Raw genomic sequence first — 14,807 nt, 5'->3', positions numbered from 1 at the left:
GCGTCTGAGAGGAACGATATTGCGAGAGAGCATACCGGGCGCGGTGAAGCGAGTAAACGGGGGCGCGTTCACCGTTGGATGGTGACTGTGGTGGAAGGGCGTGGACTCACTGCAGTGCGCTCCTGTAAACCCTCACCGCTCACCAATGCTGGCTGTCCCATATACCTAGAGGCCATGCGGGTTAACGGTTCTGGACGGTTAACGCCCCTGAGTCTGTGGCCGACATGTGCTCCCGAAAAGACTCACCCGAAATTTTTTTCCGGTTGAACTCGCAGTGTTGCGCAGCGAAGACGCCGCCTTGGCCTGCCTTTTTCGCCAGTTGCAAGACACGAACTTATGGCTAACAGCGCCCTTCCAACATCTACCAGGCGTTTTCAGTCGGGCTTCCTCCTGCAAACGCTCACCTCGTCGTGCATCGTTCATGACCGCGTCACCTCTTCGCGGCCTTTGAACGTCTAATGGCTCTGACGGTCGGCTCCCGCGTACGCTCACCTTTCCGCCCCCAGCGGGTCTGCCAGCCGTTCCCGTACAAGCTCACTTATATGCTCCTGAAAAGACTCACCTGTCGTGAGGCGCGCGCAGAAAGCTATGAATTACAGCCACTTAGGATGCATCGCAAGCCGTCGCACCAGGTCGGTTGCTTCCCGAAAAGCCTCACCGTTACCGTTCACCGAGTCGATCGGGTCCCGAACTAGCTCACCTATGGAGCGACCAATCTGCCTCAGCGGTGCGTTTCTCTCGTGATAGACCGTAATGCCCGTCAACCCGGGATCGGCTTCATCCAATGACGCGCGAGGTCCCGAAAAGGCTCACCAAGCCCCTGCAGCAGCCCTGTCCGGCGACTCGCCTCCCAAATCGGCTCCTGCAAAGGCTCACCTTTTGGAGTTTCGAAGCCTCAAAATGCAAGCTGCGACGAGATCGCCCATTTCTCAGCGCGCGGCACGTTCGGGGAGTGCTCCCGCAAATGCTCACCTTAGCGGCTCGAGCACACGGGAAACACGGCAGAAGGCGGTCCGCTCCCGAAAAACCTCACCACCGGTCAGCATTCTTACCTGAATAGCCTCACCATCAAGTGAGTTCGGCGATATTTTGGAGTAATCTGCGGTTGAACTGACCTTCCTGTAATCGCTCACCTTGCGGGACGGATACGCAGGATAACAATCCAAGCCCGCAAAGGCTCTGTGCGCAGGCGCGTCCCGGATCTCCTCACTCATCGAAAACGCTAGCGCCCCGAATCCGCTCACTTCCTATCCCGATGGTCCTCACGCATGATCCCGAAAGCCGTCACCGTGGTGTCCTGCAACGCCTCACCATACATCCCGAAGTGTCTCACCTAGCGGCTCTGAAACCCTTGCTGCATAAGGCTGTGGTAGAGCGTTAACGGTTTTAATAAGGTTCAAAGGTGTTAACTTTTATTACTCTCTAAGAGCCCGTGAGCCTTCCATCACGAAACAACGAACCAGCCTCAACATGTCCGCCCGGCGAAGGACACTAGTCCGCAGACCGTGAAACACCTCCAAAACGACGGTCTATAGAAAAAACACTTTGAAGACAAGTATTTATCGTCGGCACCTAAACACGTTTCACAGAAATCGACTATAACTTTGGTGGACGTGCGACTGCTATCACGGCGAATGACAAAACTACCGAATGCACACGGGCTACGCGCAATTCTGTCTTCTCCGAAACGTAAAGCGTTATGATCGATACGTTCAACGCATCGATAGACTATGGACATACAACTCCGCGATACTCTCCGCCAAGAGCTCGACGCCATGCGCAACGCTGGTGCGCGTCGCCAGGAACTTTCGCATCATGCTTGCAAGCGCCTGTTTTTTGACCTAGGACTGCGGCCCTCGGTCACTACCGTGCGCGAACTGACTCAGACGGGTAGCGCGAGCGATATCCCGCGCGATATCGAATCTTTCTGGGAAACAGTTAGGTCGACGCTGCACGTCCGCGTGGAAGCCGGCGAAATCCCTGACGCACTGAGACAGCGCGCCGGCGAACTGCTCGCTGAACTCTTCGTTGAAGCCCGTCGGCACGCTGATGCCGCACTAAGCGTCGACCGAGCCAAGGTCGATGCCAGCGTGGTGGCCGCCCAAGCCGCAACCCGCGATGCCGAAATCCGTTGCCAGGCCATCGAGCAGGCGCAGCGGCGCGCCGAGCTTCGTGCGGAAGCGGCCGTCGCACAGATTGCCTCGCTGGAGGCCGAGTTGAAAGCTTCGCGTGCCCGCGAGTCGCACGTGCAAAACGACTTACGCGACGTCGTCATGCGGCTGGAGGCAGAAAACAAGGCGCTGTCCGAGCGCATTGCCCGCGAACAGGCCGACGCCGCGCGTCTTCGCGATCGGATCGACGAACTACAGAGCGAACTTCGACACAACACCGAGCATTACGCCCAGCAAATCAAGGACGCCGTGAAGGACGCCGAACGCCGCGTCAAACCGATGCTCGTCGAGCTCGACTCACTGCGCGGCATGGCCGCAACGTATCAGACGAAGGTGCGAGAAGCCGGACAAAAGGAATTCGATTTCCTTCAACAACTTAGTGCGGCACAAACGCGTGCGAACCGGCTGGAATCGCAGGTGCGCGAGCAATCCGACGAGATCGACGCACTGACGCGTGAACGCGATGCGCATCGCGTTCGGGTTGGCATGAGCGCCGAGTTGGGCGGCCTGATCGCGTCGCTGGCGCTGGAGGGCCGGCTGACTGCAGCCGAAATCGAGACGCTTGGCACGCAAGTCGACGCGTACGTTGCCGCGCCGCTGGACTGTCCGGCCTGCGAGAGCGCCGAACCGGAATTGCAGCGGCACGAAGACGACTTCGAACTGTCGTGCCCGAACTGCGAGCGAAGCTCGGGTGCGGTGGCCTCCAAGCTGACTGCCGTACGGGCGTTCCTCAAAACAGCTGCCGTGCGAGCCTGATTCGTACCGCTGCGACGATCGGCGCTGCCGTCAGTGCGAAAGGTGAGCGTTTTCGGGACCCGAATTGTCGTCCGTATCCGCGCGGGCCCGGGCAACATCGCGCTCCCGTATTTGCTCACCCATCCATTCTTGCCAAGCCCGATGCAGCCGATGAACGGAGATCGATTGCTGGAAACCTAGCCACTGGCCGACGCGCTCCGGGTCGGTTCCATCGTCGAATAGTTCGGCAGCGTACGTATTGCGCAGCGTCTGCGGGCTCGCACGTGCGACCCGCGATGCCGCGATGCCGGAAGCCGCGACAACGGCATCGATCGCGCGCAGCATCGTCGCCTTGTGCATCGGGCGGCCCGACGGCGCCGCCGGGAACAGCAGCGTGCCCGCGAGCCCGACGGCCTTGCGTTCCGCGATCCAGCCGTCCAGCAACTCGACGGCGAACGGTGCAAGCCGCGCCTGCCGGATCTGCAACGGGTTGGACGCGTCCACGGTGACGTACGGCGCGCCGGGCGCGTAACAGTCGACGGTCAGTTGCGCCGCCTCTCCCGTTTTCACGCCCGCGCCGAGAAACGCGGCAACGAGCGCTCGATCTCGCCGCTCCCTCCAGCGCTGGCCGGTCGCCAGGTCGCCGAGCGGAGAAAAAAGATGCGCGATCAGCGCCGCGCGCTCGTCGTGCGTCAGAAATCCGGTTGGCTCGTTGTCGCGCGCCTTGCGCCACGCAGCATCACCGTCTTGCGCGATGAATCGCGCGGGATTCGTTGCTGCCGATTCGACCTCACGCACATAATCCAGCACACGCTCGATCAATCGCAGATAGCGCATGCGCTGCGGGCGCCGGATATCGAGCTGCGATATGAACTGCTCGATGACGGGCCGTTGCACCGCATGCAGCGTCGTCCGTTTCGCGCTCAGCCATTCGAGGAAGTTTCCCCACTGCGCGCGATAGACATCGGCCGATGAGGCCCGGAAGTCCTGCTGGGCGAGCCATGCATCGAAGGCGGCGTGCGGATCGGCCTGCCAGTCGGCGCGGTGTTGGTCGAAAAGATCGGAAGTGTTCGGCATGGTGTTCGGGAGGCGTCTGACAGCGCCGTATTGCGTTGGGCAAAGAGTCGGGCTTCGTGCGGCCGGCGTCAAGAGCACACCGGCGGGCAAATGTGTCGAAGTGTCAGACGGATTGGGTTGCCGCGTACGCACCCGATCGTCTACTGTCTGGGCGGAAACTTCCGTTCGATACAAGACCGAGAGCAGCGAAGGGGCGATGGATGGTGCATTCACGGGACGTTCAGTCATGGCAGGAACGGCGTGCCAACGGACGCGCCGCTCGACGGCACACCTCGCGCGGCGCTCACGCAATGATCGGAGACGTCGATCGCGACCCCATCGCATTGCTGCGAATCAGCAGCGAACGACGCGTCGCGACGTTGGTCCCGCTGCGCTACGGACGGATGCTCGCATCGCCGTTTGCGTTTTATCGCGGCAGCGCGATCGTGCAGGCGCACGATCTGGCCGGTACACCCGATAGCGGCATTCCGATCCAGATTTGCGGCGATTGCCATCTCGCCAACTTCGGCGGCTTCGCGACGCCCGAACGTACGCTCATCTTCGATCTCAATGACTTCGACGAGACCGCGCGCGGGCCTTGGGAGTGGGACCTCAAGCGCCTGATCGCGAGCTTCACCGTCGCAGGCAGACACTTGGGCATGGGCGACCTGGCCGCGGACGAACTCGCGTACCGGGCCGCCGAAAGCTATCAGCGGCACATGCGCGAGTACGCCGAGATGGGTGTGCTCGATCTCTGGTACGAGCGGATCACCTTTGCGCAACTGTACGGTCTGGTTCAGAGCGACGCGGCTCGACGCCGCATCCGTCGAAGTATCGAACGCGCGTCGCGCCGAACGCACGACACTGTGCTGCCGAAGCTCGCAGACAAACACAGCGATGGGTGGCGCATCCGCGATACGCCGCCAGCCGTGTTTCACATCCGCGGCAAGAGCACCCTGATCGACCGCGCAGACGAGTGGGCGGCGTTGTCGGGCGATCGGGCGACGCTTCTCGGGTCGCTGATGGCGGACTACATGACGTCCCTGACGCCGGAACGCGCGGCGCTGCTTTCGCAGTTCCAACTGCAGGACGTTGCGTTCAAGGTGGTCGGTGTCGGCAGCGTCGGCACGCGCTGTGTGGTGCTGCTCTTCACGGATCATCATGGCAGGCCGCTGTTCCTGCAGTTGAAGGAGGCGTCGACGTCGGTCGTCTCGCGCTACACGCGTCCACACGGAGCCGCTCCGGAAAACAAGCACGATGGTCAGCGCGTCGTGCACGGGCAACGCCTGATGCAGGCAGCCAGCGATCCGTTTCTCGGCTTCGCAACCGGTGCGCTCGGCCGCACGTTCTACATCCGTCAACTGCGCGACATGAAGCTTTCGGTTCAGATCGATACATTCGACGACGAGGCGCTGCGCAGTTACGCCGCGCTATGCGGCTGGGCGCTCGCCCGGGCGCACGCGAAGGCTAGCGGCCTTTCGCTGGAGATATCGGGCTATATTGGCAACGGCCCGCGTTTGCCGGAAGCGCTCGTGTCCTACGGCCGCGCTTACGCGGATCAGGTCGAGAAAGACTACGAGCGATTCCGCCGCGCATGCCGAACCGGGGAACTGCACGCGCGCACCGACGCCGATATGGCCGCCGACTTCGCCGTTTGATGACGTCGCTCGGCGGCTAGAACGCGCAATCGCACCGTACGACGCCTCAGTGTGCAGCGATGGAAAGTTTCGGTTTGCCCTGCCGGGCGGCGCATTCGTAGGCATCGACTGCAAACGCGAATACGGCAGGCAATGCATCGGACGATGCGACGTCGACGACATCGTCGGTCTCCGGGAACTGGAAACCGTCTGGCCGAGCGAAGAGTTCGCGCAGCGCGGCCTCGTGCCGCCCGGCGAACCCAAGGTCCGCAACGGCTTCGGCCTCGATCGCGTGCAGCAGCCGCCACGTAAGCGGCACGCCCTTCTCGATATAGCGCCCTGCAATCTGTCGCGTGATGCGCTCGAGGTCACGAACCGCGCGCTCGAACTGCTTCTTGCTGAGATGTTCGCCATTCGAATCCATAGTCACCCCTTCCAGCGGTCTCTTGATACTGTACAAATATACAGTACTAGCTCCGATGAAAATAGCGTCGCGCCGTTCGATCGCCGTGTATGTGCGATTCCGCCTACGTGCGATTCAGACATCTGCCGCTACGCGGATGCGCCCGGGAGGCGCATTCTAGAGCCATGCTTACGCGACATCCCGCGTCGACTATGCGGGCATCTTTAACGTAGCATCGCGCGCCGTCTCAGCGCGAAACGAAAGGAGAAACAGGATGAATAAGGACCAAGTCGAAGGCGTTGGCAAGCAGGTGAAGGGGAAAATCAACGAAGTCGTCGGTAATGCAACCGATGATCCGGCGCAGGAAGCCAAGGGCGACATGCAGCAAGCAGCCGGGAAGATCCAAAAGGGCGCGGGCGATGTCCGCGAGGATCTAAAGGACAGCGTGAAAAAGAACCCGTAATGGGTTAGCGAAGCGACAAACGTCGCTTTGCTTATAACGGGACGGCGGTGGCGTCCCGTTTTTACTTCTGGGCGGCGCACCGCTCGACTTGATGCGCATAAAGTTCCGTCGGCCGCAGCCCGGCAGTCAGCCGGCTCAACCGTGAATGACCACCAATAGCGCCTTTGCTTCTGACCTGCCCGCATTTCGGATGGCGTGTCCATCGTCTGCGGCGTAGCGTGCCGTCTCGCCTGACTTCAGACGTCGCGTCGTACCTGACGCCTCCACTTCTATTGTCCCGTTCAGGACCGTCACGTGTTCTCGCGTCCCCGGTTCGTGCGCGTTCGACTTCAGCGCGGCGCCCGCCTGCAAGGTGAGTTCGTACCATTCGAACTTGCCTGCCAGTTCGATCGGCCCCCAGACGCGCAATTGATACCCCCCGTTATCCCCACTCAGCGTCGGGATTTCGTGAGGACCGGCCACGCTAATCGCTTCCAGTGGCCGTTGTTGCGCGAACAACTGGTCGAGGCTGATGCCGAGGGCATTCGTCAGTCTCCACGCGACCGCTATGGTCGGGTTCGCCTTGTCGCGTTCGATTTCCGACAACATCGATTTGGACACACCTGCTGCCCGCGACAGGTCATCGAGCGTCAGTTTTCTTTCATTCCGCAACCGTTGAATCTGCTCGCCGACGCGCGGCGGCGCCGTCGCGGACGATGCTGGTTCTCCGGTCACGTGCGCGGAGCGAACGCTTGCCATGACTTCTTCGATCCTTTACAGTGTTCGGCATATCGGAAACGTGTTCGAAATATCGAACACGTTCAGTGCGATGCATGGACTATAACAGGGCTAGGGGCTGCACACCGGTTCCCGCAATCAAAGGATGCTGCTGATGAACGACCGATTTCTGAGACATTTGAGCGAGACCATCGACGAGATCCGCGCGGCCGGCTTTTACAAGACGGAACGCGTAATTGCGAGTCCGCAGTCGTCGGATATTCGGCTGGACAGCGGCGCAGAAGTGCTTAACTTCTGCGCAAACAACTATTTGGGACTTGCGGACGACCCACGTCTCGTCGAAGCCGCGAAGGCGGGGCTCGACGCGGACGGCTTCGGGATGGCGTCGGTGCGCTTCATCTGCGGTACACAGACAGTGCATAAGCAGCTGGAACGCGCGATCGCGGACTTTCTTGGAACCGACGACGCGATTCTTTACTCGAGTTGCTTCGACGCGAACGGTGGCCTGTTCGAAACGCTCATGACCGACGAAGACGCCATCATCAGCGATGAACTAAACCATGCGAGCATCATCGATGGCGTTCGTCTCTCGAAGGCTCGACGGCTGCGGTACAAGAACAACGATCTCGCCGACCTCGAAGCGCGTCTCAAGGAAGCCGATGCCGCAGGCGCGCGTTTCAAGCTGATTGCGACGGATGGCGTCTTCTCGATGGACGGCATCATCGCCGACCTCGCCGGCATATGCTATCTCGCCGACCGCTACGACGCGCTGGTGATGGTCGACGACTCGCACGCCGTTGGATTCATCGGCGAGAACGGACGAGGCACGCCGGAGCACTGCGGCGTGTTGGATCGCGTGGACATCATCACCGGCACGCTCGGAAAAGCGCTGGGCGGCGCATCGGGCGGCTACGTCGCGGCTCGCAAGGAAGTCGTCGAACTGCTGCGGCAGCGAAGCCGGCCATATCTTTTCTCGAACACGCTTGCGCCGAGCATCGCCGCGGCGTCGCTGAAAGTGCTCGAACTGCTCGCGAGCGACGAAGGCGCCGATTTGCGCGAGCGCGTCCGCGCGAACGGCGCGCGCTTTCGCCAAGCGATGACCTCCCTCGGCTTCGACCTCGTGCCCGGCGAGCATCCGATCATTCCCGTCATGCTGGGCGATGCGCAAGTCGCATCGAAAATGGCAGAGGCATTGCTCGACGAAGGCGTGTACGTGATCGGCTTTTCGTATCCTGTCGTACCGAAGGGACGCGCGCGCATCCGCACGCAAATGAGTGCGGCGCATACGCCCGAGCAAATCGATCGAGCGGTGGACGCGTTTGCGCGGGTGGGACGGGCGCAAGGCATCATTCGCTGAGGCCTTTATGCGCATAAAGTCGGCCGGCCTGACGGACGGCCAAAGTAGTGAACGAGCAACCTTCAGGAACGCCAGCATGAAAGCCCTTGCAAAACTCGAACGCGCCCCCGGCCTCACATTGACAGACGTACCGCGTCCCGGAGTTGGCCACAACGACGTCCTCATCCGCATCCGCAAGACCGCGATCTGCGGCACTGACATCCATATCTGGAAATGGGATGACTGGGCTCAGAAAACCATCCCGGTGCCGATGCATGTCGGGCATGAGTATGTCGGTCAGATCGTCGAGATCGGGCAGGAAGTGCGCGGGTTCTCCATTGGCGATCGTGTGTCGGGCGAAGGTCACATCACGTGCGGCTTTTGCCGCAACTGCCGCGCTGGAAGGCGACATCTCTGCCGCAATACGGTTGGCGTCGGTGTCAATCGCGAAGGGGCTTTCGCGGAATACCTCGTCATTCCCGCGTTCAACGCCTTCAAGATTCCACCAGACATTTCCGACGACCTTGCCGCGATCTTTGATCCCTTTGGCAATGCCACGCACACGGCGCTTTCGTTCAACCTCGTCGGTGAGGATGTGCTGATTACGGGAGCCGGTCCTATCGGCGTAATGGCGGCGGCTATTGCGCGGCATGTCGGCGCGCGCAACGTCGTCATCACCGACGTCAACGACTATCGACTCGACCTCGCGCACAAAATGGGTGCCACGCGCGCCGTCAACGTGACGCGCGAAAACCTCCGCGAGGTCATGCACGAGCTTGGCATGACCGAGGGTTTCGACGTCGGCCTCGAAATGTCGGGCGTACCGAGCGCGTTCACGTCGATGCTCGAAGCGATGAACCACGGCGGCAAAGTCGCGCTGCTCGGCATTCCGCCCGCGCAGACCGCCATCGACTGGAATCAGGTCATATTCAAAGGGCTTGAGATCAAGGGGATTTATGGTCGCGAGATGTTTGAAACCTGGTACAAGATGGTCGCCATGTTGCAGAGCGGCCTGGACTTGTCGCCGATTCTGACGCACAACTTCCCGATCGATGACTATCAGCGCGCGTTCGAAGCGATGCTCTCCGGCAACAGCGGCAAGGTCGTTCTCGACTGGACTGGCGTTTAAGGTCTACTTGGCGTGATGCTTCGCCGGACGTCGCATCCGCGATTGAGTTTGCGCAGCGCATGTCCGGGCCGAAGAGTTTCTCGGCCTGACGCGCGCAAGCGAGCCTGAAACCCATTGCGGCCACGCACGGCCACCGCCCGGCTTCACTCGCGCTCCCTCTCGAACTCCGCCTGAATCGCGACGTGGACATCATCCCCGACCGCCGGGTACCACGTCGTCAAACCGAACTGCGCCCGGCTGAAATGCCCATCGGCGGAAAAGCCCAACGTTTCCTGCTTGGTGAGCGGATTGACGGCGTGGCCGTTGAACGTCACGTTCAACGTCACCGGATGGGTCGTGCCGCGAATCGTCAGGTCGCCGGTAAGCGTGCCGCGATCCTCTCCCGTCCGCTGAAAATGCGCACTGGCGAACTCGATCTGCGGATAACGCGCGACGTCGAACATATCCGGTCCCTTCAGCATTCGATCCAACAGCGGTACGTTCGTATTGACGCTCGACGCATCGATCGTCGCGCGCACAGTGCTGTCGTCCATGCCGCGAGCACCCCAGTCGAGCTGTGCCGTCGCCTTGTCGAAGCGAATCACGAACCGCGAATAATGCAAATGGTCGACGTCGAAGCTGACGTTCCAATGATGCGGATCGAGCGCATACCGCCCCGCCGGCACGGTCGATTCGCTCGTGGATACCCGATGCGTGACGACCTGCAACGGCGTGCAGCCGGAAAGAACCAGTGCCAGCGACGCCAGGAGACTCAGCAAGGAGATAGTCGATTTCATCGCGCGATACCTGAAAGTCAGCCCACCGGTACGCTCAGTTTCGCCGACAAATGAACTGCACGCACAAACGGCCGTCACGCCACTTTCGCAAGCGCACACGAAGATGACGTGATCAGGTAGAGTTCGCCTCGATTTCATCTCAAAAAGGCGCCATGGCATTGCGCGATGGCGGAGAAACCCATGCGCTTCTGGCAGTCGCTTTCGCGTTCTCGACCGATCCGCCTCTGGCCCGCCGTGGCGGCGTCGCTCGCCTTCAGCGCGCTGTCGTGGGCGCCATCCGCCGACGCGGCCTTGTGCGACGATGGACTCTGGGTCGACGCGATGATCGGCTCGCATCACTTCCATCCCGACAAGCATTTCGAGCAGTTCAATCCGGGCATCGGCGCGGAATGCTGGATCGCTCCGCAATGGGCGGTGACGGCGGGCTACTTCCGAAACTCGCTGTCAAAGCCCTCGTTCTATGGCGGCGGCATATGGGCGCCCGAATTCCTGCATTGGGGATTTTTCCGGCTCGCCGCGATGGGCGGGCTCATCTCCGGTTACGACTATGGCCGCTGGGGCATCGGACACGATCACATGGTCGGACCGGTTGCCGCACCGCTCGTCATGCTCGCGTATAAGCGTGTAGGAGCCAACCTGATCCTGATTCCGCCTATTCCTTCTAGCGACCTGCCGTTCACCATCGGCTTCCAGGTCAAGGTAAGGTTCTAGAATCTCAAATCGATCAGGAAACCGAACTATTGAAAATTACTGCGGCACCCGCTCACGCAACAATTCGATAAACCGCTCCGCCATCGGCGAAAGGACGCCGCTTCGACGCGTCACTACGCCGAAGGTTTGCGAAGGCGATCGCATGCTCACCGGAAGAATGCGCAGCATCTTGTGCTGCGCGAACATCTCGGCAATATCAGTTGGCAGTACTGATACAAGATCCTTGCTCTGGTTGAGCAGCGCAACGGTAACGAACGTGGAAGCCGTCGAGATGGTGTTCGGCGGCATGCTCATGCCCGCAAGGTCCATCTCCCGTTCCAGCAATTCACGCAACGGCATCTGGCTCGGGTAAGTTACCCATCGGCAAAGGCCAAGATCGTGCATCTCGATCGGGCCTTTCGATCTGGCCGAATGCCGATATCCCACGACCACCGAAAGCGGTTCATCTGCCAGCTTGACGTATCGATACTTCGAAGGCTGTGCACTCACCGCCGATCTGCCGATGATCAGATCGAGATGGCCGTCATCGAGTTGCAGCAACATGCGCGCGCTCGTGTCTTCGACGATTTCGATCGATACGTTCGGCAGTTCCGCATGCAGCGCTTCGAGCGCAGGCACGACGACTGCCGGTATCGCGCCCATGATCGCGCCGATCGCAAGCCGGCCGCCGCGTCCTGACTGAATCTCGTTGATGTCCTGACAAAGCAGTGTGAGATCGGTCGTCAGCAGACGCGCGTATTGAATGACGCGCCGGCCGTATTGATTCGGGATCATGCCGCTTGCCGATCGCTCGAAAAGCTCGGCATCGAACATCGTCTCGAGTTCGTGCAGCGCCTTGCTCGCCGCCGATTGCGTCACCGCCATGACAGCCGCCGCCTTGTGCAGCGACTTGTGCTCGTCGAGCGCAATCAGCAATTGCAACTGCTTCATTCTGAGCCTCGACAGCAGCGTCTGGACGGTGTTCATTAGCGAGTAGAAAAAGTGATCGGGGGATGGAAACAATTCAATATACAGGCTGCAGACGGCAAACGTATAGTCGGCTTCGGAGACAACAAACGATCGGCCCGACACGGGTGACAATATGCAGAACGCAAGCCAAATCGAAGCCGGCAGGCTCGACGAACCGGCCGTAGCGCGGCCGCGACCCCTGGTGATTCGCCTTCATCGCGACGACGACGTCGTCATCGCACGCGAGCAGCTTGTCGGCGGCACGACATTGCCCGACGAGGGCGTCACGGTATCCGGACTCATTCCCCCTGGTCACAAAGTCGCGACGCGCGCGATCGAACAAGGACAGACGGTGCGGCGCTATGGCCAGATCATCGGCTTCGCGAGCACGCCGATCGCGCCCGGCGAACATGTTCACGTTCATAACATCGCGATGGGCGAGTTCGATCGCGATTACGCGTATTGCGAAAGCTCGCGCCCCACGCAATACGCGGGCACGCCCGCCACGTTCGATGGCATCGTGCGCGACGATGGCCGTGTCGCCACGCGCAATTACATCGGTATCCTAACTTCGGTGAATTGCTCGGCGACGGTCGCTCGCGCCGTTGCCGATCACTTTCGCCGCGACACGAATCCCGCGAGCCTCGAGGCCTATCCGAACGTCGATGGCGTCGTCGCCTTGACGCACGGCGTCGGCTGCGCGGTCGATCCCGAAGGCGAAGGACTCGCGCTGTTGCAACGCACGCTCGGCGGCTATGCGGTGCATCCGAATTTTGCGGGCGTGCTGGTCATCGGCCTCGGCTGCGAGACGAACCAGATCGCTCGCATGATGGAGACGCAAGGTCTCACCGAAGCATCGTTCCTCAAGACCTTCAACATTCAGGAAACGGGCGGCACGGCGAAGACCGTCGCGCATGGCATCGAACTGGTGAAGGGCATGCTCGCGGCGGCGAATCGCGTCAAGCGTGAGCCGGTGCCGGCATCGCACCTGATCGTCGGCTTGCAATGCGGCGGCTCCGATGGCTACTCCGGTATCTCGGCCAATCCCGCGCTGGGCGCAGCCGTCGATCTGCTCGTGAAGCACGGCGGCACTGCGATTCTCTCCGAAACGCCTGAAATTTACGGTGCGGAACACCTGCTCACGCGACGCGCGGTGAGCCGCGAAGTCGGCGAAAAGCTCGTCGCGCGCATCCACTGGTGGGAAGAATATTGCGAGCGCAGCCGCGCTGCGATGAACAACAATCCGTCGGCGGGCAACAAGGCGGGTGGCTTGACCACCGTGCTGGAAAAATCGCTCGGCGGCATCGCGAAAGCGGGCAACAGCGATCTCGTCGAAGTCTACGAATACGCACAACCGGTGACGGCGAAGGGCCTCGTCTTCATGGACACGCCCGGCTATGACCCGATCTCCGCTACCGGACAGGTCGCGGGCGGCGCCAATCTCATCTGCTTCACGACAGGGCGCGGATCGGCATACGGCTGCGCGCCGACGCCGTCGCTCAAGATCGCCACCAACGACGCATTGTGGAATCGCCAGCAGGAAGACATGGACCTGAACTGCGGTCCGATTCTGAGCGGCCAGCGGTCCATCGAAGAAATGGGCGCGGAGTTGTTCCAGTTGATGCTCGACACCGCATCGGGCAAGCGCAGCCGCAGCGAAATTCACGGCTACGGGCAGAACGAGTTCGTGCCCTGGCAGATCGGCGCGATCACCTGAACGCGATTCAGGCGTCGAAGCCGCTTCACACTCTTAACCATTGCGACCAGTCACCATGCCAAATACCGGACCCTATCGCGGCGTATTTCCTGTCGTGCCGACCATCTTCGATGAAGACGGCAAGCTCGACCTCGAAGGACAAAAACGCTGCGTCGACTTCATGATCGATGCCGGCTCCAACGGGCTCTGCATCCTCGCCAACTTTTCCGAGCAATTCGCGTTGTCCGATGAAGAACGCGATACGGTCATGCACGCCGTGCTCGAACATGTCGCGGGCCGCGTGCCCGTGATCGTCACGACGACGCATTTCAGTTCCGAAGTCTGCGCGCGCCGCAGCGCCGCTGCAGAAGCCGCCGGCGCCGCGATGGTGATGATCATGCCGCCGTATCACGGCGCGACCATCCGCGTGACGGAGAAGGGCATCTACGAGTTCTACGGCAAGGTGTCGGACGCGATCGGCATTCCGATCATGATTCAGGACGCGCCCGTTGCCGGCACGCCGCTGTCCGCGCCGTTCCTCGCCCGCATGGCGCGCGAGATCGAGAACGTCGCGTACTTCAAGATCGAGACGGCGCAGGCCGCGTCGAAGCTGCGCGAGCTGATCGAACTGGGCGGCGAGAGCATCGTCGGTCCGTGGGATGGAGAAGAGGCCATCACGCTGTATCCCGATCTCGAAGCAGGCGCGACCGGCTCGATGACCGGCGGCGGCTATCCCGACGGCATCCGCAAGATCGTCGATGCCTACGTGAGCGGTGACAAGGAAAGCGCGGCGTCGCTCTATCAGCAATGGCTGCCGCTCATCAACTACGAGAATCGCCAGTGCGGGCTCGCCGCTTGCAAAATCCTGATGAAGGAAGGCGGCGTCATCGGATCGGATGCAGTGCGTCATCCGTTCGCGCCCGTCCATCCGAAGACGCGTGAAGGCTTGCTCGAAGTCGCACGCCGGCTCGATCCGATCGTGTTGCGCTGGGGCCGATAAGCGTCTCCCACCGCGGATCGCTGCATCCG

General features: G+C 61.2%; 13 protein-coding genes. 8 read left to right on the top strand and 5 right to left on the bottom strand.

Going from position 1 to position 14,807, the window contains the following annotated elements; translation table 11 throughout:
- The first annotated feature begins 1,730 nt into the window (after positions 1 to 1,730).
- Entirely contained in the window at positions 1,731 to 2,927 is a 1,197-nt protein-coding gene (locus LDZ21_RS19380) for a DNA-binding protein (protein WP_244795402.1), read from the top strand.
- A gap of 30 nt (positions 2,928 to 2,957) precedes the next feature.
- On the opposite strand, the gene LDZ21_RS19375 is transcribed toward LDZ21_RS19380, so the two are convergent.
- On the bottom strand, positions 2,958 to 3,983 hold the full coding sequence (locus LDZ21_RS19375; RefSeq protein ID WP_244795400.1) for a tyrosine-type recombinase/integrase: 1,026 nt from the start codon (positions 3,981 to 3,983) through the stop codon (positions 2,958 to 2,960).
- Positions 3,984 to 4,183: 200 nt separating this feature from the next.
- Here LDZ21_RS19375 and LDZ21_RS19370 point away from each other — a divergent pair, with 200 nt between their 5' ends.
- Positions 4,184 to 5,620, top strand: coding sequence for a DUF2252 domain-containing protein (locus tag LDZ21_RS19370; RefSeq protein WP_244795398.1), 1,437 nt, complete (start codon positions 4,184 to 4,186; stop codon positions 5,618 to 5,620).
- A 46-nt stretch (positions 5,621 to 5,666) separates the two neighbouring features.
- On the opposite strand, the gene LDZ21_RS19365 is transcribed toward LDZ21_RS19370, so the two are convergent.
- Positions 5,667 to 6,023 carry a DUF2471 family protein gene (locus LDZ21_RS19365; RefSeq protein WP_035962849.1) on the bottom strand — a complete coding sequence of 119 codons (357 nt, stop codon included), beginning with the start codon at positions 6,021 to 6,023 and terminating at the stop codon, positions 5,667 to 5,669.
- A 253-nt stretch (positions 6,024 to 6,276) separates the two neighbouring features.
- On the opposite strand from LDZ21_RS19365, the gene LDZ21_RS19360 reads away from it, so the two are divergent.
- Entirely contained in the window at positions 6,277 to 6,465 is a 189-nt protein-coding gene (locus LDZ21_RS19360; protein ID WP_035962850.1) for a CsbD family protein, read from the top strand.
- A gap of 135 nt (positions 6,466 to 6,600) precedes the next feature.
- Here the strand turns inward: LDZ21_RS19360 and LDZ21_RS19355 are convergent, their stop codons facing one another.
- The gene (locus tag LDZ21_RS19355) at positions 6,601 to 7,203 is read right to left on the bottom strand and encodes a helix-turn-helix domain-containing protein (RefSeq protein WP_244795396.1); all 603 of its coding nucleotides are present in this window, start codon (positions 7,201 to 7,203) and stop codon (positions 6,601 to 6,603) included.
- 133 nt (positions 7,204 to 7,336) lie between these two features.
- On the opposite strand from LDZ21_RS19355, the gene LDZ21_RS19350 reads away from it, so the two are divergent.
- Together LDZ21_RS19350 and tdh are read left to right on the top strand one after the other, a co-directional pair.
- Positions 7,337 to 8,539 carry a glycine C-acetyltransferase gene (locus LDZ21_RS19350; protein WP_244795394.1) on the top strand — a complete coding sequence of 401 codons (1,203 nt, stop codon included), beginning with the start codon at positions 7,337 to 7,339 and terminating at the stop codon, positions 8,537 to 8,539.
- Between the two features lie 76 nt (positions 8,540 to 8,615).
- Positions 8,616 to 9,647: an L-threonine 3-dehydrogenase gene (gene tdh / locus LDZ21_RS19345; protein ID WP_244795909.1), complete on the top strand. Its 1,032-nt coding sequence runs from the start codon at positions 8,616 to 8,618 to the stop codon at positions 9,645 to 9,647.
- Positions 9,648 to 9,790: 143 nt separating this feature from the next.
- Here the strand turns inward: tdh and LDZ21_RS19340 are convergent, their stop codons facing one another.
- Complete coding sequence (locus LDZ21_RS19340; protein ID WP_244795392.1) at positions 9,791 to 10,423, bottom strand: YceI family protein; 633 nt, start codon at positions 10,421 to 10,423, stop codon at positions 9,791 to 9,793.
- Between the two features lie 180 nt (positions 10,424 to 10,603).
- Between LDZ21_RS19340 and LDZ21_RS19335 the strand changes: the two genes are divergently transcribed.
- Entirely contained in the window at positions 10,604 to 11,134 is a 531-nt protein-coding gene (locus LDZ21_RS19335) for a hypothetical protein (RefSeq protein ID WP_244795908.1), read from the top strand.
- Between the two features lie 36 nt (positions 11,135 to 11,170).
- Here the strand turns inward: LDZ21_RS19335 and LDZ21_RS19330 are convergent, their stop codons facing one another.
- The gene (locus LDZ21_RS19330; protein ID WP_244795390.1) at positions 11,171 to 12,064 is read right to left on the bottom strand and encodes a LysR family transcriptional regulator; all 894 of its coding nucleotides are present in this window, start codon (positions 12,062 to 12,064) and stop codon (positions 11,171 to 11,173) included.
- 151 nt (positions 12,065 to 12,215) lie between these two features.
- On the opposite strand from LDZ21_RS19330, the gene LDZ21_RS19325 reads away from it, so the two are divergent.
- Together LDZ21_RS19325 and LDZ21_RS19320 are read left to right on the top strand one after the other, a co-directional pair.
- A complete protein-coding gene (locus LDZ21_RS19325; RefSeq protein ID WP_244795388.1) occupies positions 12,216 to 13,799 on the top strand; it encodes a D-arabinonate dehydratase in 1,584 nt (527 codons plus the stop codon).
- Positions 13,800 to 13,854: 55 nt separating this feature from the next.
- Positions 13,855 to 14,778 (top strand): dihydrodipicolinate synthase family protein, encoded by a 924-nt coding sequence (locus LDZ21_RS19320; protein ID WP_244795386.1) that lies wholly within the window; start codon positions 13,855 to 13,857, stop codon positions 14,776 to 14,778.
- The last annotated feature ends 29 nt before the right edge of the window (positions 14,779 to 14,807 follow it).

Origin of the sequence: Caballeronia grimmiae (assembly GCF_022879615.1) — a bacterium.
GTDB classification, from domain to species: Bacteria; Pseudomonadota; Gammaproteobacteria; order Burkholderiales; family Burkholderiaceae; genus Caballeronia; species Caballeronia grimmiae.
This window is presented reverse-complemented; position numbering and strand designations above follow the sequence as displayed.